A 25,372-nucleotide genomic window follows, 5' to 3' on the forward strand; every position below is an offset into this window, starting at 1 on the left:
CCCGCTGGTCGGCGAGGTTCATCGAAAGGAAACACCATGAAGAGAAAGCTCACTGGCCTCACCGCGGCGGCCGTGGCCTCGGTGCTGCTGTTCACTGGTTGCAGCCAGGGCAGCAGCAGCAACAGCGATCAGAACGCCGAAGGCAAGACGATCACGCTCTGGCTTGCCGGCGGCGACACCCCCGACACGCTGCGCGACTACCTCAAGAAGGAATTCAACAAGAAGACCGGCGCCACCCTCAAGATCGAGGAGCAGGGCTGGGGCGATATCGTCACGAAGCTCACCACGGCGCTGCCCGATGAGAACAACACCCCCGATGTCACCGAGATCGGCAACACCCAGTCGCCGACCTTCACCAATGTGGGCGCTTTCCTCGATCTCAGCGATATGTACGACGAGCTCGGCGGCGACAACCTGATCCAGTCCTTCGTCGAAGCAGGCAGCGTCGACGGCAAGGAGTATGCGCTCCCCTACTACTTCGGTTCGCGCTACATGTTCTACCGCAAGGATGTCTGGGATGCGGCGGGCGTGCAGGTGCCGAAGACCCTCGACGAGTTCAACACGACGGTCGCCACGATCACCGAGAAGAACCCGAAGGGCATCACCAACTTCTCCGGCTTCTACCTCGGCGGCCAGGACTGGCGCGACGGCATCTCGTGGATCTTCGCGAACGGCGGCGACATCGCGAAGCTCGAAGATGGCAAGTGGAAGGCAACCCTCGATTCGCCGGAGTCATTGAAGGGCCTCGAGCAGCTGCAGCAGCTCTACCTCACTGCTTCGAACGCTCCGAACGACGCGAAGGATGCGAACCAGTACCAGTTCTTGAACGACTCGGATCAGGTCAAGGATGAAGCCGGCAACGTCACCGGCGACCTGTCGCTGGCTGCTGCAACGATCATGGCCCCGGGTTGGGCGCACTGGTCGATCGGTGATCTCGTCGAGGGCGAAGACGGCGAGCCCACACGCGAGTGGAACAACAAGGTCTTCGGCACCTTCGTGCTGCCGGGCAACGACGGCAAGCCTGCCCCGGTGTTCGCCGGCGGTTCGAACATCGCTATTTCGGCGAAGTCGAAGGAGCCGGAGCTCGCCAAGGAGCTCATGCGCATCATCTTCTCCGAGGAGTACCAGACGATGCTCGGCGAGAACGGTCTCGGCCCGGCGAACCAGAAGTTCACTTCCTCGCTCGGGGACGACCAGTTCGCGAAGGCGCTCATCGAGTCGGCTTCGAACTCGAAGCTGACCCCGGCAGCCCCGGGTTGGGCCGCTGTCGAGTCGAAGAACATCATGGAGGAGTTCTTCGCGCAGATCCGCGATTCCGATGATCTCGCGCAGCTGGCGAAGGATACGAACGCCAAGCTCGATCCGCTCCTCAACCAGAAGTAACACCGCGGCCGCGCTGCGGCACCCGAGTCGCAGGATCCACAGCCGTCAGGCAGGATCTTGCGACTCGGGTGCAGCGGGCCGCACCCGCAGCGTCGCCCGTGCGTGACGCCCCCGATCAGAAAGGCCGGCGATGACCGCAACCGGCACTCCGCGAGCGCCCCGCCGGCGCCGGATCCGCATCACCCCCTACGCGCTGCTGCTGCCCGCGACACTGATCGTGCTGCTCGCGCTCGGGTATCCGATCGTCTGGCAGTTCGCGACTTCGATGCAGCAGTTCGGCCTCGCCCAGCAGTTCGGGCAGCCCCCGGAGTGGGTGTGGTTCGCGAACTATGTCGAGCTGTTCTCGAACCCTGCGACCTGGCTCGTGGTGGCCCGCTCGGTGGCGTTCTGCTTGATCACCGCGGCGGTGACGATGGTGATCGGCGTGGGTTTGGCTCTGCTGATGCAGGCCGTCGTAACCCCGCTGCGCCTCACCCTGCAGATTGCGCTGCTGCTGGCCTGGGCAACCCCGGTGGTCGCGGCGATGACGATCTGGAACTGGATCTTCGACTGGCGCCGTGGGCTCGCGAACTGGGTGCTGTCAGGTCTCGGGCTGCCGATGCAGGGCCACAACTGGTTGCAGCACCCGCTGAGCTTCTTCGCGGTGGCCCTCATCATCGTGGTGTGGATGAGCGTGCCGTTCGTGGCGTTCTCGGTCTATGCGGGTCTCACCCAGGTGTCCGGCGAAGTACTAGAAGCCGCTCAGATGGATGGCGCGAATCGCTGGCAACGACTGCGCTTCATCATCATCCCGATCATCAAGCCCGTGCTCGGCATCGTCATGCTGCTGCAGATCATCTGGGATCTGCGCGTCTTCGCTCAGATCAAGCTGCTGCAGGATCGCGGATCGATCGCCAGCCAGACCGATGTTCTCGGCACCTACATCTACCAGCTCGGCGTCGGTTCGAGCGATTTCGCTATGGCGAGCGCGATGTCGATTTTCGTGCTGCTGCTCACCATCGCCCTGAGCTGGGCGTATGTGCGCAATCTGCTGAAGGAGGATGAGCAATGACTCGCACGGATACCGCGGCGATGACCGCTCCCGTCGAGGTCGTGCGGCGACGCGGCCGAACCCGTGTGGGCGGCCGTGTGGCTCGCTGGCTGTTGGGCGCGCTCGCCCTGGTGGTGGCGGCTCTCTGGGCGTTCCCCGTGTACTGGATGCTCAACTCTTCGCTGCTGCCGAACGCGGTGCTGGAGAAGACGACACCGACGCTGCTGCCGTTCGGCGGCTCATTCCGCAATTTTCAGTCGGTCATCGCCGACGGCTCGTTCTTCAGCGCGCTCGGCATCAGCTTGGCTGTTGCGGGGATCGCGGTCTCGTGCTGCCTCATTTTCGCGTTTCTGGCGGCGCTGTCGATTAGCCGTTTCCGTTTCAAGGGTCGCCGTAGTTTCGTGCTCGCGGTGCTGTTCATTCAGATGCTGCCCGCTGAGGGCATGTTCATCGCGCAGTACAAGTTGATGGGCTCGCTCAACCTGTTGAACTCGGTGATCGGGGTGAGCATCATCTACATCGCGGCGGTGGTGCCGTTCACGATCTGGATGCTGCGCGGTTTTGTGGCGGGTGTGCCTGCCGATCTTGAAGAGGCCGCGATGGTTGACGGGCTCAGCCGCACGCAGGCGTTCCTGCGCATCACCTTCCCGCTGCTCGCGCCGGGCCTCATCGCGAGCGGGGTGTACGCGTTCTTGCAGGCGTGGAACGAGTTCACTGTCGCACTCGTGATCCTGCAGGATTCGGGGTCGCAGACCTTGCCGCTGTGGTTGCGCGGGTTCATTCAGCAGTCGGCGTCTCGCGCGATCGACTGGGGCGATGTGATGGCGGCGTCGACGCTTGTTGCGGTGCCGGTGATCATCTTCTTCCTCTTCGTGCAGGGTCGTATGACGAGCGGTCTCGTGAGCGGCGCGGTGAAGGGATGAGCGACTTGGAGGGTCTTGCGCGGGAAGTTCGCGCCACGCTGATGCCTGGCTTCGACGGCTATTCAACGCCTGCCTGGGTGGTGCAGGCGCTGGGTGATGGGGTGCTGTCGGTCTGCGTGTACGGCGGCAATGTGCGCGATCGCGCGCAGTTGACGGCGCTCGGTGCCGAATTGCGGGCGGCGGCGCCGAACGCGCTCATCGCGATCGATGAGGAGGGTGGTGAGGTGACGCGGCTGCACTATCTTGAGGGTGCGCCGTACCCCGGTGCAGCAGTGCTCGGCAGGATCGGCGATCTCGCCTACACAGAGGAGATCGGCCGCCGGGTCGGCAATGACATTCTCGCTTCCGGGTTCAATCTGGCGCTCGCGCCGGATGCTGACGTGAACAGCAATCCCCGCAATCCTGTGATCGGCACGCGCAGTTTCGCTGAGGATACCTCGGTGGCTGCGATGCATGTGGCGGCCTGGGTGCGGGGGCTGCGCAGCACGGGCGCGAAGGCCTGCCCGAAGCATTTTCCGGGGCACGGCGACACCGCCCAGGATTCGCATCTTGCGCTGCCCACTATCGACGCCGATCTTGCTGTTGTGGAGGCTCGGGATCTGCCGCCGTTTGCGGCGGCGATCGCGGCGGGGGCCGAGGCGATCATGACCTCGCACATTCTGCTGCCGCAGCTCGATGCTGATGCGCCGGCGACGTTCAGCAGGACGATCTTGCAGGGGCTGCTGCGCGGGCGGCTGGGGTTCGAGGGCACCATCGTGTCGGATGCTCTGGATATGGAGGGCGCGAGCGGTGGGATCGGGATCCCTGAGTCTGCGGTGCGCGCGCTTGCGGCGGGCTGCGATCTGCTCTGCCTGGGCACAGGCACGACGGCTGCCAGTTTGCGCGAGATCGAGGATCATGTGCTCGCGGCGGTGCGCGATGGCAGGCTTTCGGAGGCGCGGGTGCGTGAGGCGGCGGATCGGGTGCGGCTGCTGGCCCGGTCTCGCGAGCACGGCTCAGAGGCCGCAGTGGCTGCTTCGCCCGAGCCCTCGGCTGAGGAGGTATCGCGGATCGCGGCCTCTTTCGACGGCGGAGCTGCGGCACGCGATTGGCTGCGCGAGCACCCCGAGGCTTCGGTGCTGCGCGTCGAGTCGGAAGCGAACATGGCTGTCGGCTTCGCCCCGTGGGGGCCGTTCGCCGCTGCCGCCCACCCGCTGACTCATCAGCGCGCTGCCGTTGCGGCGTTCTCGCGGCGGGGCAGCGCCAGCGTCGACGAGTCGACGCCGACGCCGTGGCCGCTGCGCGCTGAGGCGCGGAACGGCCTTATCGTGATCGGGCGGGAGCTGCACCGGCACGAGTTCTCGCGCGACGGCATCGACGGCTTGCGGGAAGCCGATGTGCCGCTGCTGCTCATTGAGATGGGCTGGCCGGAGGCTGCGGAGGGCGGAACCCGCCGCTACGCTGATGTCGCCTGCTTCGGTTCGTCTGCGCTTGCGGGCGCGGCGCTGCTCGCGCTGCTCGCGGAGCCGGCGGGAGGCGGGGCATGACTGATACGTTGCGGATCGGCATGGACATCGGCGGCACCAAAACCGAGGCTGTTGCGCTCGATGGTGCCGGCGGGGTCGTGGCTGCGGCGCGCATCGCAACCGTTGCGGGGGCGGATGGTGTGGTCGGCACGGCGGAGCACGTGATCGCGTTGCTCTCCGAGCAGACGGGGTGCGCGGTCGCCGATTTCGCGTCGGTGGGTGTCGGTATTCCCGGTCGTATCGACCGCGAGCGGGGCGAGGTGCACAACGCCTACAACCTGGGTCTTGCGCGGCTGCCGTTGGCGGCTCGACTTGCTGAGGCTACGGGGCTGCCGGTGGCGATCGATAACGATGTCACGGCTGCCGCGATCGGCGCGGCCCACCTGATGCGTCTTGACGGCGTAGTGGCCTACTTGAATCTGGGCACTGGTCTCGCAGCCGGCCTGGTGATCGATGGCGCCCCGCTGAGGGGAGCGCACGGGGTTGCGGGCGAGATCGGTCACCTGCCGATCGATGCGCTGGGACGCCCCTGCCCCTGCGGGCAGCGCGGTTGCCTCGAAACGGTGGCGAGCGGCTCGGCGCTGAAGCGCTACTGGCCTGCCGGCGGAGACCATCCCGGCAGGGTGCTGCTCGCTGCGGTCGACGCAGGCGACGTCGAGGCCGCCCACGCCTTTGAACAGTTGGTGCGCGGTGCGGCTGACTGCGTGCGACTGTTGTCGTTGACGCTCGATCCGCACACGGTGATCATCGGCGGGGGCCTGCGCTTTCTGGGGTCTCGCTTGCTCGATGGGATCCGCGACACTCTCGACGGCTGGGCGGCGCAGTCGCCCTTCCTCGGAATGCTCGATCTCTCGGGCCGAGTGGAGCTGCTCGCCGCCGACTCCTCGGCGGCCGCGGTGGGCGCAGCACTCGCCAGCGAGGGCGGGAGACGCTAGCCTGGGTACATGAGCGCTCTCAGACTCGAAGAACTGTCCGCCGCGACAATCGTGGCCGTGAACATGCTCGGCCTGAAGCCTGGTCAGGAGCAGTTCATCACGCCCGTCTCGTACGCAGCGGCAGCAGCTGTGACGCCGGCGCACACCGCTTGGCAGCGCGTGGTGCTCGACAACGACAGGGTTGTCGGTTTCGTGCACGGCAATTTCGACCCTGATGCCCCGCAGGAAGAGTTCCGCGCTGCTCTCTGGCGAATCAATGTCGATGCTGAGGCGCAGGGCATGGGTGTCGGCGCGTTCGCGGTGAACGCGCTCGTCGAGGAGGCGCGTCGGCGTGGTGTCGACCGCCTCACTGTGCTGTGGGAACCCGGCGATGACGGCCCCGAGGGCTTCTTCCTGCGCATGGGTTTCACACCGATCGGTGAAACGCCCTACGGCGAGATCATCGGCGCAATCGACCTTTCAGATTGACCCGCGCGCTCCGTCCGGGCCCGCTCGGCTCGGGCGGTCGCGGCATTCTCGTCTCTGTCGCCTCTTCGGTGCTGTTCGGCGGCATCTACTTCGTCACACCGTTGCTCGCTCCGGCGTCGGCTGAATCGATCTGGGGTATTCGCAACCTCATCACGATCCCGGTGATCGCGTTGGCGCTGCTCGCTATCAGGCAGTGGCATCTCATTACCGAGGTGGGTCGGCGCCTGAGGCGGTCGCCGCTGCTGGCGCTCGGGGTGGCGCTCTGCGGTGTGCTCGTCGCGGCGCAGCTGTGGGTGTTCACCTGGGCTCCGCTGCACGGGCGTGGCATGCAGGTGGCCCTCGGCTATTTCCTGCTGCCGCTCGTGCTCGTGGTGGTGGGGTGCTTCTTGTACGGTGATCGTTTGGTGTGGTGGCAGTGGCTCGCAGCGGCGTGCGCGGCCGCCGGTGTGGTCTTCGAGGTGATCCGAGTGGGCGGGGTGTCGTGGGAGACGCTGCTCGTGGCGCTCGGCTACCCCGTCTATTTCGTGCTGCGGCGGGCACTCGGCATTGCTCACCTGGGCGGGATGTTCTGGGAGTTCTTGGCGCTCGCTCCGGTTGCAGTCGTGATGCTGGTGGCTGAGATCGCTGGCGGATCTGCAACGGCCGCGAATCCTGCGTTGTGGTGGGCGGCCCCGCTGTTTGCCGTGGCCTCGGGAGTTGCGCTCATGTTCTATCTCGCGGCTTCGCGTCTGCTCACGATGAGCTTGTTCGGCCTGCTCAGCTATCTCGAGCCGGCACTGCTGATGATCGCTTCATTGCTGAACGGCGAGCGTATTTCGCCGGAGGAGTCCGTCATTTACGGGGCCATCTGGGTGGCGGTGCTGGTGCTGGTGGCCGGTGGGGTGTCGCGCTTGCGGAGGGGGCGCGGATCGTCTCCTGCGGATACTCCGCGGCACGACGTGTAAGGTTCTGGCATGAGCGACGCCACAGACGCCTCCTGCGAGCACGACAGCCACGGCTACATCGATCACAAGGATGATCTGCTGAAGCGGCTGCGACGTGCCGAGGGTCAGGTACGCGGCGTGCACCGCATGGTCGAGAACGACGAGTACTGCATCGATATTCTCACGCAGGTATCGGCGGCGACGAAGGCCCTCGAACGGGTGGCACTCGCCCTGCTCGACGATCATCTCGCGCACTGCGTGGCTTCGGCGGCCGCGGAAGGCGGAGAGGTCGCAGCTGAGAAGCTGCATGAGGCTTCCGCAGCCATCGCCCGCCTGGTGCGCTGAGACTCTGCGGTGCCGAGGTTCTACGGCACCGAGCTTCTGCGGGGAGCGGTGTTGCGGCTCTCTCCAATCGGCGGGTCACTGAGCGGCAACGCGTTGGAGGTGTCCTCGGTGTCTGCTGTGAGCGAAGCATGCCCGCCGTAGACTGGGAAGCGCGCCCGCGCTGATCCACCCGAACCGAAGGAATCACATGGTCAACGGCCCCGAACACGCGCCCGCAGACGACACCTTCGAGATGGCCGCTCCCGGCCAGATCGACGTCACGCCCGAGATCGACGAGATCGCCGAGCTGCGGCGCAAGGGCCGCGCTCCGAAGCTCGACGACGGCCCGGATGCGGCGTGGCGGCAGGGCTACCCCTACGACGTGAAGATCTCCCGTCGCGCGTACGAGCGCGAGAAGCGCAAGCTGCAGATCGAACTGCTCAAACTCCAGGCCTGGGTGAAAGAGACGGGCCAAAAGATCGTGATCCTCTTCGAAGGTCGCGATGCCGCTGGCAAGGGCGGGGCCATCAAGCGCTTCACCGAGCACATGAACCCGCGCGGTGCGCGCGTGGTGGCGCTCGAGATTCCCACTGAGCGCGAGCAGACGCAGTGGTACTTCCAGCGCTACGCCGCGCATCTTCCCGCGGGAGGCGAGATCGTGATGTTCGACAGGTCCTGGTACAACAGGGCCGGGGTTGAGCGGGTCATGGGCTACTGCACGCCTCAGCAGTACCTCGAGTTCACCCGATCCGCCCCCGAGTTCGAGCGCATGCTCGTGAACTCGGGCGTGCACCTCATCAAGTTCTGGTTCTCGGTGGGCAAGGCCGAGCAGCACGAGCGCTTCGTATCGCGCTCCTCCGACGAGGTGAAGCAGTGGAAGCTCTCCCCCACCGACCTCGCTTCGCTCGACAAGTGGGATGACTACACCGCCGCGAAGGAGGCAATGTTCTTCTACACGGACACCCCTCACGCGCCCTGGACCGTCGTGAAGTCAAACGACAAGAAGCGGGCCCGCCTGGAGGCCATGCGCTGGGTACTCTCCCGCTTCGACTACCCGGACAAAGATGTGAAGCTCGTGGGCAATCCGGATTCGAAAATCATTGGCCCGCCCGCCACGGTTTACGATGAGGGTGAGACGCCCACCGGCACCTTCCCGGTGGTGGGTTCGCCGAGGTAGTCGGGCCCGCTCGCGCGGCGCCCGCTGACATCCGAGGAGCAGGCCATGACCGACGATCGAAACCCCGCATCGTCAGCTCCGGGTCGCACGGGTGCCGCACCCCGCCGCATGCGCCGCGGCCTGCGCAACACGCTCATCACGCTCGGGGTGCTCGTGATGCTGCTCGGCATCGCCGCGGGCGTCGCCTACGCTTTACTGTCGAGTAGCTACAACGAGGTGCAGCGGGTGAGCATCACGCAGGATCCCGCCCTCGAACGACCAGCTGCGGTGCAGCCCGCCCCCGGCGAGCACGCGCCGATCAACATACTGCTGCTCGGCTCCGACTCCCGCGAGACCACCGACCCGACCGCAAAGGCAGCTGATCTTCGCGGCTTCCGCAGCGACGCGATCATGGTGGCTCAGATCTCGCCCGACCGCCAGCACCTCACCGTGATGTCGATCATGCGCGACAACTGGGTCGAGATCCAGGGGTACGGCGAAGCGAAGATCAACGCTGCGGTGGCCTTCGGCGGGCTGCCGCTCGCGGTCAACACTGTGGAGAACTTCATCGGGGCGCGCATCGACCACGTCGCGCTCGTCGATTTCGAGTCGTTCAAGGGGCTCACCGACGCCGTTGGTGGGGTGACCTTGCACAACGATGTTGCGTTCACCTCGCTGCACGGCGGCTTCGACTTTCCGGCGGGCGAGGTGACGCTCAACGGCGAACGGGCACTGGGCTTTGTGCGCGAACGCTACGCCTTCGCCGACGGCGACTACCAGCGGGCACGCAACCAGCAGGCGTACCTCAAGGCGCTCGCGCAGAAGGTGCTGAGCGCTGAGACGCTGCGCAGCCCCGGGCGCCTTGTTGATACTTTCCAGGCCGTGAAACCCCATCTCATCCTCGACGAGGGCCTCAACCTCGGCACCGCGGTGGCGCTCGGCTACGACATGCGCGATCTGCGAGGTGACGACATCGAGTTCTTCACGAGCCCCACACTGGGCACGGGCACCTCGGCCGACGGCCAGTCGATCGTGCTCCCCGACTGGGCCGAGATGGCGAAGGTGCAAGCTGCGTTCCAGAACGGCACCCTCAACGAGTACGCGGCGACCCGCACCCCGGGCTCCGAACTCCCCCAGGGCTGAGCGCCGAGCGCCCACCCCACCCCACCCACACCACGCCCGTTCAGTCGGTCTGTTCGTACCGAGCCTGCCCACAATTCGCGCGAAAAGCAGGCCGACTCGACACGAATAGGCCGACCCAGTGGGCGAAGGCTAGCCCTGCAGCACGGCGACGGGCGCGGTGTCGAAGCGAGCGGCCGGTGTTTCGAGCCGTTCGAGGGCGCGGCGCAGCGCGGTGCTCGAGGTGTGCGCGGTGTACGGGAAGTAGACCACCTCGACGCCCACCGCAGCGAAGCGACGTTCGAGCTGCATCCCCTTCTCGGTGCCGCGCCAGTCGTCGCCCTTGAAGAAGTGCGTGAAGCGCACCTCCCGCCACACCTCGAGCTTGTCGGGCACGCGCTCCACGTACACCTCGTCGACGAAGTCGATGTGGCGCACGATTTCCTCGCGCTCTGCGGTGGGGATCACGGCTTCGCAGCCCTTCACCTCGCGCAGCATCTCATCGCTCACCACCCCCGCGACGAGGTAGTCGCAGTGCTGTTTCGCGTGCCGTAGCAGGTTCAGATGCCCGATGTGAAACAGATCGAATGCCCCCGCTGCGTAGCCGATGCGCGTCATGGTGCTCCCCTTCGCCCCGCCGGCTGCCCCATTGCAGAACCGTGCGCTTCACGTCAGCGTAAGTTCGGCGCCCCCTGCGGCGCATCGGCGGGAACTACGTAAGCTGCGCGTGCGATGCGGCGGATTGCCGAACTGCGCCCGGCCCCGGCTCGATCCGGTGCTCGGCGTCGCGCGATCCGCCCCCGCCTCGCTCACCGACGTTTCGTTCTCGCAGCGCGAGCGCCGCGACAGCGAAGGAGACGATCAGCCCGTTGGGCAGCAGGCCGTAATATGTGCTCTCCACAAGTGTCACCAGCTGCACCGTGTGCAGCACGAGCACCACAGGCCCCTGCCATCGCGCCGTGGCCACCACGAGCCAGACGAGCGCGAGCACGAAGCAGATCAGTGCCGGCAGCCCGTGCGAGAACATCACCATCCACACATGTCCCTGCGTGCCGACGGCTGGCGGCGAAGTGTATGAGGGCCGTGGAGCACCATAGCCGAAGAGCGGCGAGTCGAGGGTGCGCACCCAGGTCTCCTCGTAGAGGGTCGAGCGGGTGGTCGTCGACCCGCTCACCTCAACGCGCTCGGTGAGCCGCGAGAACAAGTCCAACCCCACCGCGAAGCCGGCACCGAGCAGGCCGAGCGCACCAAGCAGCAGCACCTCGCGGGTGCGGCCCACAATGATGAAGCGCACGAAGCAGTAGGCTCCGGCGACGATGAGCCCGATGAACATGCCCCGGTTGAGGGAGAGGATCGCGGGCACCAGAGACACCGGAACCGCAATGAGCACGCACCAGAAGCGCCAGCCTCTGCGCACCACGTCGAGGTAGGCGATCGCGATCGGCAGGGTGACCGAGTACACATTGCCCCAGGCGTTCGTGTACAGGAACGGGGCGGAGGGCCGCGGCGCGAGTTCGAGCCAGCCGTCGGGGTTGTACTGCGCGGTGCGGCGCACCGCCATCTCGTCGATCAGTTCGTTCTGCAGCAGCGACGGCGGCAGGATGTAGCCGAGGGGCGATCTGAACGAGAACTCCGGGAAGAACACCCCCGCATAGCCGCCCAGCCAGGTGTAGATCCAGAATGCGGTGAAGACGCCGAGCACATAGCGCATCGTGAGCCGTTCACGAGCGTTGTAGACGTACACGAACACGATCGTCACCACGAGGTAGAGCAGCGCACGGTAGACGAAACCGACAAGCCGCCCGCTCGTGTCGATGCCGATCACCGAGACCAGCATGAGCACCAGGAACAGCAGCCAGATGCCGAAGCCGCGGGGTGCGCGGATCCCGCCCCGCCTGATCATCAGCACCAGCATGCAGCCCGCAAGCGGAATCCAGGCCATCTCGGCGATGCCCAGCACCCACCACAGCGGAAACCAGACAATCATCGCGGTGAGCGGCCATCTCGGCAGCGCAGCGCGTTCGACGGCCATCGCCGCCCCGGTCACGCCCCCTGATCGCATGCTCTTCTCATTCCCCTGCTTTCCCTTAGGATAAGCACACCACCGGGTTCTCGGGCGTTTCGTTCACGAGATCCCCTGCCGAAGGAGGCGGAGCGTCAATGGGCGGCAGCACAGCATACGACCAGACCCTCGGGATCTCGCGGTATCTCGCGGTGCTGCGGCGGCAGCGCTGGGTGGCGATCACCGGCGTTGTCGTCGGCGTTGCGGCGGCGGGCATCTATCTGCTGGTGGCCCCGCATACGGTCACCGCAACAACCGCGGTCAACCTCAACGTCATCACCACGGAGCCGTTCAACCAGCAGCGGCCGGCCTCCGGGCTGCTCGACGCCGCGACGGAGGCCGACATCGCAAGTTCGCACGCCGTCGCGGAGGGCGCCGCCAAACTCCTAGGCGGCGCATTCTCAGCGTCTCAAGTGCGCGCCCTGTCGCGGGTCTCCTCCTCAGGGGGCGCCTCGGTGGTGCGCGTCTCCTTCACCGCGCCGACTGAGAAGGAGGCGGTGCGCGGCGCCGACGCGATCGCGCAGGCCTACCTCGAGTTCCGCAGCGACCAGGCGCAGCAGCGCATCGACACCATGCTGACGAGCATGAACTCGCGCGTCGAGAAACTCAATGACGCACTGCTCGAAGCCAATCGCGAGCTGGTCTCGGCCCAGCCGGGCAGCACCGACTACGCGCAGGCGGTCTCGCAGCAGCAGCAGATTCAGGTCGAACTCGACAGCCTGCTGTCGCAGCGCAACGCGCTGTCCACCGTCGACACCACGGGCGGCATCGTGCTCACCTCGGCCCGCGACAGCGAGCTTGAGCAGAGCCCTTCGGCACGGACAACGCTTGCGACCGGGCTCGCGGGCGGGCTGGTGCTCGGGATCATTGCCGCGTTCGTGCGCAACCCCTTCGACAGGCGGCTGCGATCCGCCTCCGATATTGTAGACGCGCTGGGCGCGCCCGCGCTCGCCGATCTCGACCCGAGACACGGCGAGGTTTCCGACGATGCGGCGCAGGAGCAGATGCGGATCGTGTTCGAGCGCTTACGCAGCGATGCAGCGGCGACTCCAGGCCCCGTGCTGGTGTTCGATGCGCGCAGGAGCGAGCAGGAGTCCCGCGCCCTGCAGCGTCTCGAAGCGATCTCAGACGGCTCAGTGCAGTTCGAGCGGGTGGACGCGGCGGGGAGCCGTGCGGATGGGCTCGCGATGTTGCGGGAGGCGACGGCGGTGCTGGTGCTCTGCTCTCGGCGCACCGCCCTGGTCGAGGATATGCGCTGGATCACGGAGGAGGCGCGCCGCGCCGGCACCCATGTGGTGGGGTTCGTCTCAGAGCCGTAGCATCACCGAACACGACCGTTGCAGCGAGGCGGACGATTCCAGAGGCTCTGGAACTGTCCGCCTCGCTGCAACGGTCGCTCTCGCCGACGGCACTCGCCTCAGAGCGCGCGCAGCTTGCGATACTTGCGCCGCATCGACACCGCCGCGTACACGGCGTTCACCGCGAACAGCAGGAGGTAGACAGGCACAAACAGCACGGGCGCACCCCACAGCGCGAAGCTCCAGCAGAGGGTGCCGGTGTCCGTGGGAATCAGCGCGATCGACTTGCGCACCCCTGACGGCTCCGGATCCTCCCCACCGCGCTGGCGCACCAGCTGCTCGGCGAGAATCTGACTCATGAACTGTCCCGCCGCAACCACGGCGTAGGCGAGGGCGACCCCAGCCAGCCAGATCAGCTCGGGGCGGTGCACCACGAGGGCCACCGCCACAGCGATATGGGTGAGCGGGGTGCGGATCGCGTCGACAACGTGGTCCATCCACTCGCCGGCAGGCCCGCCCGCCCCGGTGAGGCGGGCGAGCTGACCGTCGGCGGAGTCGCAGGCGAAGCCGAGTGCGAGCAGCAGGGCCACGGCGATGCCGGTGCCGATACCCGGCTCAGCGACGACGAGCAGCACCAACCCGGCGAGCGAACAGAGAGCGCTGATGGCGGTCACTCCGTTGGGGGTGAGCCCGACCACGGCCGCGGCTGCCGCGATGCGCCGCCCGAGCCACCGGTTGACCCAGCGCATGTAGGCGGGCACACCGGCTCCGCTCTTCTGAGCGTGCTGCAGCGTTACGACGTTTTCGCGGTATGAGCGCGGGCCGCGGTCGAGCATGATCTCATTCCTTTCCGGGAACCGCGGGGGCGGGGGCGATCACAGATCGCCCCCCGCCCTCCGGCGAGGATCCGCCTGTAGCCGGGGGAACGGCCGGGGAAGGAGCGGCGGGATCCTCTGTCACCTCAGGCGATGGGGTCGCCTGAGGAGCTGGGCTGCTCGGGGTCTCGGCCTGCGGGGCGGCAGGCGCGGGATCGGCAGGCGCTTCACTGGGCGCCTCAGCCGGCGCCTCGGCCGGTGCCTCGGCCGGCGCTGCGAGCAGCGCGGGCGGCGCAGCCGCCCGCAGCGGGGTCGGGCTCACGGTGCCGATGGCTTGCAACTCGAAGCTGTGGCTCGGCGTCGTGCGGTAGCCCGAGTGCACCGACACGGCGATCACGTTCGTGCCGGTGACGAGCAGTTCGCCTGGCACCGTGATCGTGACCGGGTTCGCGAGCGCGGCCGCGGCGCTTGGCGAGGCGGTCGCGTAGCTGTTCACCCCGGCCGGCCCGGCGGCCATGTTCTGCCGGCCGACCTCGGTGCCGTTGACGTACACCACAACCCCGTCGTCGGCGCGCGTGGTGATCTGCATCGACTCGACTCTCGTCGCGTCGGCCACCTCGAAGGCCCGCCGGTAGAACGAGGCGTAGGGTTTCGGCGCGGGCGCCGAAAGTGTCGTTGCGAGCCCGGTCTGGCCCCACCCGATGGGTGCAGCCCCTGATGCCCAGCCCGTGGTGTCAGCGGCGATGGCTGTCCAGTCGCCGCTCGGGCCTGCAGTGTTATAGAGGTATGCCCACTCCGAGCCGGGGTTCACATAGGCGACGGTTTCGTTACGCACCGGTTCGGCGCTCAGCGTGCCCACCGCTTGCAGATCGAAACTGTGGCTGGGGGTCGTGCGGTAGCCCGAGTGCATCGACACCGACACCACATTGGTGCCGGTCACCAGTAGCTCGCCGGGCACGGTGATCGTGACCGGGTTCGCGAGCGCGGTCGCCGCGTTCGGCGAGGCTGTCGCGTAGCTGTTCACCCCGGCCGGGTTGGCCGACACGTTCTGCCGCCCGACCTCGGTGCCGTTGACGTAGACCACGACACCGTCATCGGCGCGCGTGGTGATCTGCATCGACTCCACGCGGGTGGCGTCAGCCACCTGGAACGACTTGCGGTAGAACGATGCGAGCGGCACCGGGCTCGGCGCTGTCAGTGTCGTCGCAAGGCCTGCGTGGCCCCACCCAAACGGTGCGGCGCCCGTCGCCCAGGCGGAGGCGTCGTAGCCGATGCCGGTCCACCCGGCGGTCGGCCCTGCTGCATTGAACAGGTACGACCATTCGTCGCCCGAGTTGATGTAGTTGACGGTGTCGGGTGTGACGGGCGGATCCTGGGCGAGCACGGCCGCGGTCGATGCCGACTTGTTGCCTGCGGCATCAACGGCGCGCACGAAGTACTTCGCCCCCGAGGCCGCCGGCGGCAATTGGGCGCTGGTGCCCGTGACCGTGGCGACAACTCGATCATCGCGCATCACTTCGTAGGCGGTGACGCCGGTGTTGTCTGTCGCCGCGGGCCAGCTCAGCGAGACCGATGAAACGTCGCCGATCGCGGTGAGCGCGGCCGGGGTGACAGGCGGGGTGACATCGCGTTGGGCGTGGCGTGTGAAGCCGCTCGTCCACTGCCGCACGTAGCCTGGTCGCGTCGAGTACGACCAGTCGCCGCCCTGCCAGAGCGTGCCGTTTGAGTCGACCATCAGGGCCCAGGAGCCCGCTCCGCGGTAGGTGCTGAAGGTGCCGTTGAACTGCGGGATCCGCTCACCGGTGCTCGCGCTCCAGGCCCCCGTGCCCCAAACCGCGTTGGCGGAGGTCCAGCCGGTGCCGATGTTCGGCCACAGCGTCTCGCCCTCGTATTGGGTTTCGAAGCAGTGGCAGCCGCCGTAGACAACGCCGTTGTACTCGGCGATCGCTTGGAAATCGCCACCGGCGTTGCCGATGGTGGTGCTCAGCACCGAGAAGTCGTCGCGCGAGTAGCTGAAGAGCGAGTGCTCGGCGCCACCGAGCCACACCCGGTCGCCCACTTCCTTGACGGCCTGCTGATAGCCGGACCTGCCGCCAGTGCGGTTCGAGAAGAGCACGTTCCAGGTGAAGAGGTCGGTGCTCGTTGACGACAGCGCGGCGGCCTTGTCGGCGTCACGGCCGCGGGACTGGCTGAAGTACCCGGCAAAGTAGGCTCGGTCGCCGCGCGCCGAAGCATCCACGGCCATCACGGTTCCGTTGAACTCGGGGTTCCACAGGTCGGGCGTGCCATCGGTGACCGAGAGTCGGCCGCCGGCTCGCATGTAACGTTCCTGGCTTGTGGAACCGCCCGTACCGTGAGTGAAGGAGCCGCCGACGTAGAGCCAGCCGTCTTGCACGTCGAGCGCCCGCACGAGCGGGAAGCCTCCGCTCAACTTGTTGATGAGCCGACCCGTGAACTGCGGGTCGAGCTCCCCGGTGGTGCCGTTGAGTACGGCGAGGCCTTCGCGGGGCTGCCCGTTCACCTCGGTGAAGAAGCCGCCCACAGCGATGCGGTTGCCAGGGAGGGCTGCGAGTGCGCGGATTGCGTTGTTGAAGGTGGGCCGGAAGCCAGGATCCCATTCCCCGGTGTCGCGGTTGAACGCGGCGAGGTAGGGCTGCTGTTGGGCGCTACCTCCGGCCGCCGTCTTCTGCACGGTGGTGAAGTTGCCGCCCACGTACACCTTGCCGTTGTCCTCGGTGAAGGCGGCGACCTCGTTGTTGCCCTCGGTGGTGAGGGGACCGTTGCCGAGGCCTGCGACGCTCCATGGCTGCGGCAACGCGAAGCTGTCGACGACCGAGGTGGTGGTGACGGCGGGGGTGCCGGTGTCGGGGATCGGTTGGTAGATTTGCGCGCTCATCAGCTTCGGCCTGATGAAGACCTGCGTGAAGGGCCTGGCGTAGCCGGTCGAGGTGTCTTTCGACCAGAGGTAGCTGGTGTCCGAGGGGTTGCCGCGGATCTGCGACCCGAAGCCGAACCCCATTTTCCAGCCCTCATTGGCGCCGGTCACCATCCGCACCCGGTTGTACGAGTTGTCGCTGCCGAAGTTGGCGGTCTCACCGCCGCTGCGGGTGGTGTTGCCGATCTTGTATGTGGCGACGCGCTGCTTGTTATTGAACTGCCAGGTCCAGTCGGCGCGGGGGCTGGAAAGGGTGAACGTGAGATCTTGCCAAGTGGTGCCCTGCTGATTGGTGGCCCGCACGAGGCGGATGCCGTCGGGCAGATCCTTGATGGGGGTGTTGTTCGCGAGCTGTCCGATGATCTCTGACGACAGCTGACGCGGCAGGAATGCATCTGGGCCGGTGACGGTGCTGCGCACCTGTTCGGGGGTTCCGGATCCGGCGTTCGCGACCCCCCAACCGTCTCGGCCGCGCCCCACGAGCACCCAGCCACCTCCGTTGCGATCCTGGTCGCAGTAGAACTGCTGCGCGCCGCCCATGGCGGGTGTGGCGATCCAGTAGATGCCGCTCGGCGCGGCGGGGGTGGTTTGCTTGATCTCCCAGCAGGATGCTGCGGCGGTGGCCTCGCTCAGCCCGTCGACGACGGGCGGGGTGGGTGCAGCGGTCGCAGCAGTCGGAGCCGACAGGAGGCTCGCGGTGAGTGCGGCGGCGAGAGCGACGGCTGCAGTGCCGCCTCGGCGCAGCCGGCGCCTGGTCTCGCTTCGGTGTTCGAACATGGTCGTGTCTCTTTCCTTGCTGCGGCTCAGCAGGCCGGATCGTCGGGGAAGTCGTGTTGAGTCACTCGCCAGACGTCGTCGTCTCCGCGGGTGAGGGTGAAGCGGTGCAGGGCGCGGTTGTCGCTCGCTGCTTCCGGGGCAATGGGTTTGCCTGCGGCATCGAGGGTGCGCACCGCGGTGGCGTCGACGCAGCTGACTGCGACGGCGCTACGCTCGTCGGCGGAGGTTTCGACCGAGGTGGTGACGATCTTGGGTGTGCCCGAGATGCTCCACCCGTTGACGACGAGTTCTTCCCACTGCACTTCGAGCTCGGAGGCGAAAGCGCCAGCCGCGAAGCCCGCGATCTGCTGGGCGAGGGCCGCTTCGTCTTCGCTGCTGGTGAGCGGCGTGCCGATGGCTGTCGCGATGAGTGTGCTCGCACTCTTCTCGGTGAGTGAGCCCGCACCCCCCGAACCGCCCGCAGTTTCAGGGGAGTTCGGCGGCTCGGAGGATGCGGGGGCTTGTGTGGGCGGCGATGCGCCCTGGGGTGCGGGGCTGGCTGCTTCGGGCTGCTGCGCTCCTGCGGTGCTGAGCCAGATGCCACCGGCGGTGGCGGCGAGCACGGCCGCGATGATCACGGTCAACGCCCACTTCCTGCGCGGTGGCCGATCTGGGTCGTGTGTTTCGGTGGTCATGGTGTCCCTGATTTCTGCGTGTGATGGGCCGGACGAGCGGATCGCCGGCTGTGTTGACCGGGGCGACGGTGCTCCGGTGGTCTGGGGGCGGGCGGGGTGAAACCCACCAGTCTGAGCGGGATTCTGCCGAGGCGGCAGACCGCGGCGAACAGCACGAGACCGATGGCCGCGGCGACGAGGAGGCCTGTGAGGCTCGGCCCGATAACGGTGCGGGCGATCACCGCTGGCAGGCCGACACTGCCGACACAGGCGACGAGCGCGGCGAGGCCGGCATCGGGCGCGATCCGCACCCGCAGTAGGAAGCGGATCTCGCACCAGGCGAGCACTGCGTCGATGACGCAAGCGATGGTCCAGGCCCAGGCAGCCCCGACGATCCCCCACATGGCGACGAACGGCGGGATCAGTGCGACATTGACGGCGACGACCACGGCCTTGTTGATGGCGGCGAGGCCGCTGCGGCCGGCGGTGAGCAGGATGGTCTGCACATTGCCAGCCAGGAAAGCGACGAGCGCGCCGACGCACATTACTGCGAGGGTGGCTGCGCCGGAGGTGAAGTCTGGGCCGAGCACCGAGAGGGCGACCGGCGCGAAGATGGCGAGCAGCAGGAAGACCGGAGCGCTGAACAGCACGAGCCAGCTCGTCGCGGTGCGGTGCAGCTCGCGCACCTCGCCCTCAGCGCCGCGGTGCTGCATGCGGCTGAACACGGGGGCGAAGACCACGCGGATCGCAGAGTCGACGATCATACCTGCGGCGACGAAGCGGCTCGCAGCACCGTACACGCCGGCGGCTGCGGCACCGGCGACCGCGCCGACGACGAGCACCGAGATCCAGAGCAGCATCTGTTCGAGTGCGGCCGAGATCACGCGGGGGCCGGCGAAGCCGAGGGTGCGGGTCGGCAGCTCGGTGCCGAAGAAGCGGGCACCGGCGCTGGCACCGAGGCCGCGCAGCTGACGGGCCACCACCACGAGGGCGAGCGCGAGGGCGATCGCCGCGGGCAGCGCCCACGCAAGCATCACTCCGCTCAGCGCGGCCCCCAGCAGCACAGCGGCAAGAACCGCGAGCAGGCGGGCGGCGGGCAACCCGATACCGCCGATGAGCACATACTCGGCGATGCGCCCCAGTGCCCGGCTGACGGCGAGAGCGGTGAGCAGCATCGCAGCGATCGGCAGGAATACCGCACTCACACGCACCACTGGGGGCAGCGGATCGGCGGGGTTGCCCTGCGCCGCGATCCCCGCCCCGATCCACACCACCACAGCGCACAGAGAGCCTGCGACACCCGACACCGCGATGAGGAACCACGCCGTGGCCCGCAGCTGCTGCGGCTCGTCATCGGCGAGCCTGGGCAGCAGCCACACCGCGGTTGAATCCATGCCGAAGCGGGCGAAGCCGAGCGCGATCATGAACACCGCAATGGCCTGCAGCACGATGCCGGAGTCGGCGTCGCCGAGAAAGCGGGCGAGCACCACCACCAGCAGGAAGCCGAGCAGGGCGCTCGTCGCCGACCCTGCGAAGCTCAGCAGGCTTCGGCGACCCAGGCCCCGCTCCTCGCGCACGGGCGTCGCTACGGCGGTCATGCTGCGCTCGCCGTCAGACGTTGCCGCGCGAGCGCGGCGATGAACTGCACATTGCCGATCAGATAGCGTTTCGCCAGCCGCCGCGGCTCGAGGCCCAGCCGCCAGAACCATTCGAGGCCTGCACGGATCATCCACTGCGGCGCACGACGGTTCGATCCGCTGAGCCAGTCGAACAGGCCACCGCAGGTGAGCACAGCCGGCGGCAGCAGCTCCTCATGCTCCTGCACCCAGCGCTCCTGCACCGGATCGCCCATGCCGACGAAGAGGATGCCGGTGCCGTGCTCGGCGATGTCGGCTGCGATACGCGGCACATCGCGCTCGGCGAAATAGCCGTGGTGCGTGCGGATCCGCACCCCCGGAATACGGGCGCGCAACCGTTCAGCCGCAGCCTCCGCCACCCCGTCTGCCGCACCGAGAAAATAGACGGGCACACCCGCCTCGGCAGCGGCCCGCAGCACTGGCTCGGCAACATCAGTGGTCGCCAGGCGCTCCGGCAGACGCCGCCCCAGCAGCCTCGCACCCCACACCACCGACTGCCCGTCGGCGTAGGTGGTGTGCTGCTGCAAAAAGCCGCGCAGCTGCGCATCCCTGCGAGCCAGATTGCACACGTGCGCGTTCACCCCGACAGCGACATCGACGCCGGGCCTCGCAGCCCACTCGATGACAGTTTCGGCGAAAGACCGCTCCGTGAAGGGGTCGACGACCACCCCGGCCACCTCAACCGAGGCATCGCCATGAGCGTGCACATTGAGCAGCGACATGATCAGTACGCTCCCTCTCGGTGCACCATCACTCGGGCCGTGCGCCACATGATCTGCAGATCGTTCATGATCGACCAGTTCTCGACATAGCTGAGGTCGAGGCGCACACTCTCATCCCAGGAGAGATCGCTGCGACCGCTGACCTGCCACAGGCCGGTGATGCCCGGCTTCACGTAGAGCCGCCGCACCACGGTGCCGTCATAGGCGGTGACCTCGGCTGGCAGCGGCGGCCGCGGCCCCACCACGCTCATATCGCCCCGCAGCACATTCCAGAACTGAGGCAGCTCATCGAGCGAGAGCCGCCGCAGCACACGGCCCACCCGGGTGACCCGCGGATCCTGTTTCATCTTGAACAGCGGACCGGATCCCTCGTTCTGCTCGCGCAACTCAGCAAGCCGGTCTTCGGCATCAACGGCCATCGTGCGGAACTTGAACATGGTGAACAACCGCCCGTCACGACCGGCCCGCTGCTGCCGAAACAGCACCGGCCCCGGCGAGTCAAGCTTGATCAGCAGCGCCAGCACCGGTGTCACCAGCGCGATCGCGGCGAGCGCGAACACGGCCACGCTCACGTCGAAGCCCCGCTTGAGCAGGTGGTGCCCGCCCTCATACGACGGGATCGCAATCTGCAGCATCGGCAACCCCTCGACAGGGCGAAAGGAGATGCGCGGGCCGACGACATCGGTGACCCTGTTGGAGAGCACCAGATTCGCCGCGGTGCCTTCGAGCCGCCAACTGAGCTCCCGCACGAACGAGGGCGCGTTCTCGGGATAGCTGGCGACGATGATGGTGTCGGCCCCGGCCTGCGAAGCGACCGCAGCCACCTGATCGGCGCTGCCCCGCACCTGATAGCGGTGGCCGCCGACCACCAGCGGGCCCCGGTCGGTTCCGAAGAGCGTCGCCGCGACCACCTGGTAGCCGCTGCCGCGATCCGCCTGCAGCGTGCTGATCACATACTCGACATCTGCCCGCTCACCCACCACCAGCGTGCGCGAGGCGTAGTGGCCGATGCGGCGCTGCTCGCGCAACCAGCGCCGCCACTCCCACCGCGAGATGAGCAGCGCGATGAGCCCGATCGGCAGTGCGGCGAAGATGAGCACCCGGTCGCCGCTCCAGTCGGCGATCAGCGCGGTGATGGCGACAGCCCCGACAGCGAGACCGGTGGCGTGCGCCACCCGACGATACTCGATCGTGCCGGCCCCGAGGCAGCCGATGTCGCGGCTGCGCATGCCCGTCAGCGCGAGAATCCAGAGCGTCACGAGCGCCGCGGCAACCACGGGCGTTGACGGGCTCTCACCGACGAGCAGGCCCTGCAGCAGCAGCGCAGCGCCGATGGAGGCGAGGATCACGAGCGTGTCAGACACCCGCAGGCACCAGCGGAAGTTGCGCTCCCAGCGCCGCCGCCGCTCAAGAGTGGGCGTGCGCCTCGGCGACAACGCGACCGCTCCTGTGAACGTGTCCAGCCCGCTTTCCACAAGCATGCCAACTCCCCTAGCTTGCACTCCATCGTGAATCTGGAGTCAGGCTAAGAAGGATGCTGGCCTCTGCGGGGGGAAGTTACGCAAGCCCTACGGAGTGTTCGGCGCTGTTCTCCGAGCACGTCGTGGGAAGTTCGCTCTGGCTACGCATTCCTCCGCGGGTGTCCGGCCCGGCCGCAGATATGGGATCTGCCGAAGATATGGGATCTGCCGAAGATATGGGATCTGCCGAAGATATGGCAGTTTCCGCCTCTCCGACCATATACACGGCAGATCCCTGAGGAACGGCCGCGCCGGAGCGCGCGCTGAGGTGGGCGCCGCGCACCTACCTGGAGAGGTGCTCGCGCCTGAACCACTGCCGCAACTCGTCGCGACCGCTCACCCGCAGCTTCGTGAAGACGTGCCGCAGATGGGTGTCGACGGTGCGCACCGAGAGGTGGAACTGCTCGGCGATCCACCGGCTGGAGTAGCCGAGCGAGGCGAAGAGCGCGATCTCCCGCTCCCGCGACGACAGCTCTTCAGTGAGCGGCAACGGCATCCAGATGCCGTACTCGGTGAGTCGCCTCGCGGATGGGGTGTCCCAGCCGTCGAGTCCGTTGAGCAGTTCTTCGCAGTGCGCGCGCAGCGCACTGCCGAAGTCCGGGTCGATCACGGCGGCGAGCGCCTCGATCCGCCCACGGTAGGGCGCGGCCGCCACGCGATCCTCGATCGCGAGCAGTCGCAGCGCGCGCAGTTCGACCAGTTCGAGCTGCTGCGTGCGGGCCCATGAGGCGAGGCGCTGCGCAAGCTCGACGTTCTCAGGATCGCAGTTCCACTGTCGCGCCTGCAGCGTCAGCAGCCGCAGAAAACCGGTGACGGCCTGCGATATGCCGTAGTGCCTGCTCTCTGCCATGCGGATCGCACGCCGGCTCGCGGCGGGCTCGCCGAGCGCGGCGAGCGCGAGTGCCAGCGCGGCGTTGACGAGCCCGATCACACCGTGTCTGTCGTACACGCCGAGGCGTTCGCGCAGCCGTTCGGCGCGCTGTGCCGCCAGTCGCCATTTGCCATCGGCGAGGCTCATCAGCACCGCGCAGGTGTCGACCAGGCCCGAGTAGTGCATGTCAGAGAAGGATTGCTGCACGGCTTCGGCGAGCATCTGCCGCGCCGATTCGAGCCCGCCACACCCCCAGGCGCTGATGAACCCGCAGAAGCGCAGCAGGTCGGCGCTGTCGATCTGCGGTTGCTCGCCGAGCGAGGCGAACGATTCGGCGTATTCCGCGATCTGCACTGCGGTGTCCTGTCGCCCGCGCTGCGCGAGGATCAACGAGGAGACCGCCCGGCTGAAGGTGCGTTCCCACTCGATCGGCATGGTGCCAAAGTCGCCGGGGTCGGGCACCAGTTCGGCGGCTTCGCGCAGTCGGCCTGTGCGGGAGAGAAAGAGCACTCGTGCGTTGCGCACCACCTCGATGACGCGCGTATCGGCTTCCGCGAACTCGCGTTCGAGTTCGTCGAGCAGCGCTTCGGCACCTTCGGCGTCGTCGCGGTCGAGGGTGAGATGTTCGACGAGCGCGAGGCGCAGTTTCGCGCGCAGCAGCGCCGGGACGCCCGTTACGCGGCGCGTGCGTTCCACAGCGTGGCGCACCTGGTCGAGTGCTTGGGCGAGCCGGTGGCGGTCGCCGAGGAAGCGTGCGATCTGGCTGGCCTGCTGTGCGCTGATGGTGAGCTGCAGGGTGGAAGCGTCCGGGTGGGCGGCCACCGCGAGTGCGACGCGCAACCGCAGCTGCAGTTCGTGGCCGCTGCGCAGGATTTCGAGCACTTCCCACAGCCAGCCGAGCGGCACGTTGCGGTCAGCGTCGAGGCCCATCGCCGCCAAGCGGAACAGGTGCCGCGGAGAGCGGTAGGGATCTTCGGATCCGAGCTCGTCGTGCAGAGCATCGAACAATTGGTTGCTCACCTCGACGAGCCGGGTGGGGCTCATCTGTTCCCGCACCGCCGTGGTGAGCAGCTGATGCTTGAGGCTCAGCGTCAGCCGCCCGTTCGGCCCTGTTCCAGCCGTCAGCAGCCCTTTGTCCGTCAGGTGGGCAAGGTGCACGGGATCGAGCAGCTGGATGAAGGCGTTCTCGAACATAGACTCGACGTGGGCGACGAGTTCTAGGGTGCGCAGCTCCTCTGCGGTGCAGGTGCTGTGCAGAAACTCGTGAAACTCGGTGGGCACCGCCTCCGCTCCGGGCAGTTCGTACACCACGCCGCGGGTTCGTCCTACGAGCCCGCGGCGGTCGAGCGTCAGTGCGAGGAGGGTGAGCGACAGCGAGTTGCCCTCTGTGACGCGGTACCAGCGGCGCAGCGTCTGCAGTTCGACGTGCTCGGCACCCAGCAGTTGCACGAGGAAGCGCTGCGCTTCGGCGACCGAGAGCGGGGGCACAGAAAATTTGCGCACCTGCGGGTCGCGCGCGAGTCTGCCCGCGGCGCCGCTGAGTTGGCGAGTGGTTCCGATGACTCTGATGCGGTGGGAGCGCACCAGTCTGTCGAGCAGCATCGCCGCCATCGGCGAGTACTGCTCGAGCCCCTGTGCGATGAGCAGCGGGGTGCCGTCGTCGCTGACCCGTTCGACGGCTTCGATGAGGCGGCTCGCGAGCACCTCGGGTTCTTCGATGCTGAAGTGGTCGCTGTTGTCGAGGGCGTCTGGCGCGCCGAAGAGTTCGGGGAAGTAGAGGCCGAAGTGAGAGGCAATGCCTGTGAGCGGGCTCGGCGGGGGTTCCAGCGAGATCACGGAGACCGCTGCTCCGAGCCTGCCGCCGAGCGCAGCGGCGGCCTCCTGCGCGAGGCGTTTCTTGCCGGTGCCGGCCTCGCCGATCAGCAGCGCGACGCTGCCCGGCGCGATCAGCGATTGCAGCAGCGCTTCTAAGCGCTCCGGCGTGCTGCTCGCGTCCACTGCGAGGCGCGACTCGGCTGAGACCGTGAATTCGCGATCCGATCCGTCTCCATTGAACAGTTCCATGACCTGACTCCCCCAGGGGAGCCGATCGGCCCCCCACTGCCGCCCGAAAGCCATTTCAGAGTAAGTCCGGCTTTTTCGCTCCGCTTTCGACTTTACGTGTTTTGCACGTACGCAAGTCTCCGCCCAGATGTCACAACACGTCAATGATGTTTTTGAGATCTTGTTCCATGTGTGATAAAGGTGTACGACTTTCTCGGCGTATGTTGCCTGGCCGTGCAAAGATGAGGATCCGGCCGTCACGATTCGAAGGAG

General features: G+C 67.2%; 20 protein-coding genes. 11 read left to right on the top strand and 9 right to left on the bottom strand.

All coding sequences use genetic code 11. The annotated features are described in order from the left end of the window. The first annotated feature begins 36 nt into the window (after window positions 1–36). The 10 genes from WFL22_RS05635 to WFL22_RS05680 all read left to right on the top strand — a co-directional run bounded on the left by WFL22_RS05635 (window position 37) and on the right by WFL22_RS05680 (window position 9,790). Window positions 37–1,383: an extracellular solute-binding protein gene (locus WFL22_RS05635; protein WP_336991837.1), complete on the top strand. Its 1,347-nt coding sequence runs from the start codon at window positions 37–39 to the stop codon at window positions 1,381–1,383. A 130-nt stretch (window positions 1,384–1,513) separates the two neighbouring features. Next, complete coding sequence (locus WFL22_RS05640; protein ID WP_336652840.1) at window positions 1,514–2,434, top strand: carbohydrate ABC transporter permease; 921 nt, start codon at window positions 1,514–1,516, stop codon at window positions 2,432–2,434. Continuing rightward, entirely contained in the window at window positions 2,431–3,336 is a 906-nt protein-coding gene (locus WFL22_RS05645) for a carbohydrate ABC transporter permease (protein WP_336991838.1), read from the top strand. Before WFL22_RS05640 ends, WFL22_RS05645 begins: the two co-directional genes overlap by 4 nt. Next, a complete protein-coding gene (locus WFL22_RS05650) occupies window positions 3,333–4,862 on the top strand; it encodes a glycoside hydrolase family 3 protein (protein WP_336991839.1) in 1,530 nt (509 codons plus the stop codon). The genes WFL22_RS05645 and WFL22_RS05650 overlap by 4 nt, the downstream gene beginning before the upstream one ends. After that, the gene (locus WFL22_RS05655; RefSeq protein ID WP_336652843.1) at window positions 4,859–5,776 is read left to right on the top strand and encodes an ROK family protein; all 918 of its coding nucleotides are present in this window, start codon (window positions 4,859–4,861) and stop codon (window positions 5,774–5,776) included. The genes WFL22_RS05650 and WFL22_RS05655 overlap by 4 nt, the downstream gene beginning before the upstream one ends. Window positions 5,777–5,785: 9 nt before the next feature. Then, the gene (locus WFL22_RS05660; protein ID WP_336991840.1) at window positions 5,786–6,244 is read left to right on the top strand and encodes a GNAT family N-acetyltransferase; all 459 of its coding nucleotides are present in this window, start codon (window positions 5,786–5,788) and stop codon (window positions 6,242–6,244) included. Then, the gene (gene rarD / locus WFL22_RS05665) at window positions 6,241–7,188 is read left to right on the top strand and encodes an EamA family transporter RarD (RefSeq protein WP_336991842.1); all 948 of its coding nucleotides are present in this window, start codon (window positions 6,241–6,243) and stop codon (window positions 7,186–7,188) included. Before WFL22_RS05660 ends, rarD begins: the two co-directional genes overlap by 4 nt. 9 nt (window positions 7,189–7,197) lie before the next feature. Further along, window positions 7,198–7,512, top strand: a complete 315-nt coding sequence (locus WFL22_RS05670; protein ID WP_336652846.1) for a metal-sensitive transcriptional regulator — start codon at window positions 7,198–7,200, stop codon at window positions 7,510–7,512. A gap of 187 nt (window positions 7,513–7,699) precedes the next feature. Next, a complete protein-coding gene (gene ppk2, locus WFL22_RS05675; RefSeq protein WP_336652847.1) occupies window positions 7,700–8,668 on the top strand; it encodes a polyphosphate kinase 2 in 969 nt (322 codons plus the stop codon). 45 nt (window positions 8,669–8,713) lie between these two features. Next, window positions 8,714–9,790, top strand: a complete 1,077-nt coding sequence (locus WFL22_RS05680) for an LCP family protein (RefSeq protein ID WP_336991843.1) — start codon at window positions 8,714–8,716, stop codon at window positions 9,788–9,790. Between the two features lie 129 nt (window positions 9,791–9,919). Here the strand turns inward: WFL22_RS05680 and WFL22_RS05685 are convergent, their stop codons facing one another. Together WFL22_RS05685 and WFL22_RS05690 are read right to left on the bottom strand one after the other, a co-directional pair. After that, entirely contained in the window at window positions 9,920–10,384 is a 465-nt protein-coding gene (locus WFL22_RS05685; RefSeq protein WP_336991844.1) for an adenylyltransferase/cytidyltransferase family protein, read from the bottom strand. A gap of 94 nt (window positions 10,385–10,478) precedes the next feature. Beyond that, window positions 10,479–11,828, bottom strand: a complete 1,350-nt coding sequence (locus WFL22_RS05690) for an O-antigen ligase family protein (protein ID WP_336991845.1) — start codon at window positions 11,826–11,828, stop codon at window positions 10,479–10,481. A 98-nt stretch (window positions 11,829–11,926) separates the two neighbouring features. Between WFL22_RS05690 and WFL22_RS05695 the strand changes: the two genes are divergently transcribed. Next, a complete protein-coding gene (locus WFL22_RS05695) occupies window positions 11,927–13,147 on the top strand; it encodes a hypothetical protein (RefSeq protein ID WP_336652851.1) in 1,221 nt (406 codons plus the stop codon). A 98-nt stretch (window positions 13,148–13,245) separates the two neighbouring features. Here WFL22_RS05695 and WFL22_RS05700 read toward each other — a convergent pair whose 3' ends face one another. From WFL22_RS05700 to WFL22_RS05730, 7 genes are all read right to left on the bottom strand, one after another. Next, window positions 13,246–13,962 (bottom strand): CDP-alcohol phosphatidyltransferase family protein, encoded by a 717-nt coding sequence (locus WFL22_RS05700; RefSeq protein WP_336991846.1) that lies wholly within the window; start codon window positions 13,960–13,962, stop codon window positions 13,246–13,248. Window positions 13,963–13,966: 4 nt separating this feature from the next. Further along, window positions 13,967–17,653 (bottom strand): fibrinogen-like YCDxxxxGGGW domain-containing protein, encoded by a 3,687-nt coding sequence (locus WFL22_RS05705; RefSeq protein WP_336991847.1) that lies wholly within the window; start codon window positions 17,651–17,653, stop codon window positions 13,967–13,969. 26 nt (window positions 17,654–17,679) lie between these two features. Continuing rightward, a complete protein-coding gene (locus WFL22_RS05710) occupies window positions 17,680–18,327 on the bottom strand; it encodes a hypothetical protein (protein WP_336652854.1) in 648 nt (215 codons plus the stop codon). After that, entirely contained in the window at window positions 18,324–19,904 is a 1,581-nt protein-coding gene (locus WFL22_RS05715; protein WP_336991849.1) for a lipopolysaccharide biosynthesis protein, read from the bottom strand. Before WFL22_RS05715 ends, WFL22_RS05710 begins: the two co-directional genes overlap by 4 nt. Next, entirely contained in the window at window positions 19,901–20,665 is a 765-nt protein-coding gene (locus WFL22_RS05720; protein ID WP_336652856.1) for a WecB/TagA/CpsF family glycosyltransferase, read from the bottom strand. Before WFL22_RS05720 ends, WFL22_RS05715 begins: the two co-directional genes overlap by 4 nt. Window positions 20,666–20,667: 2 nt before the next feature. Next, the gene (locus WFL22_RS05725) at window positions 20,668–22,146 is read right to left on the bottom strand and encodes a sugar transferase (protein WP_336991850.1); all 1,479 of its coding nucleotides are present in this window, start codon (window positions 22,144–22,146) and stop codon (window positions 20,668–20,670) included. A 322-nt stretch (window positions 22,147–22,468) separates the two neighbouring features. After that, on the bottom strand, window positions 22,469–25,120 hold the full coding sequence (locus WFL22_RS05730) for a LuxR C-terminal-related transcriptional regulator (RefSeq protein WP_336991851.1): 2,652 nt from the start codon (window positions 25,118–25,120) through the stop codon (window positions 22,469–22,471). Window positions 25,121–25,372 lie beyond the last annotated feature (252 nt).

Source organism: Leucobacter sp. VD1 (assembly GCF_037150695.1).
Taxonomy (GTDB): Bacteria; Actinomycetota; Actinomycetes; order Actinomycetales; family Microbacteriaceae; genus Leucobacter.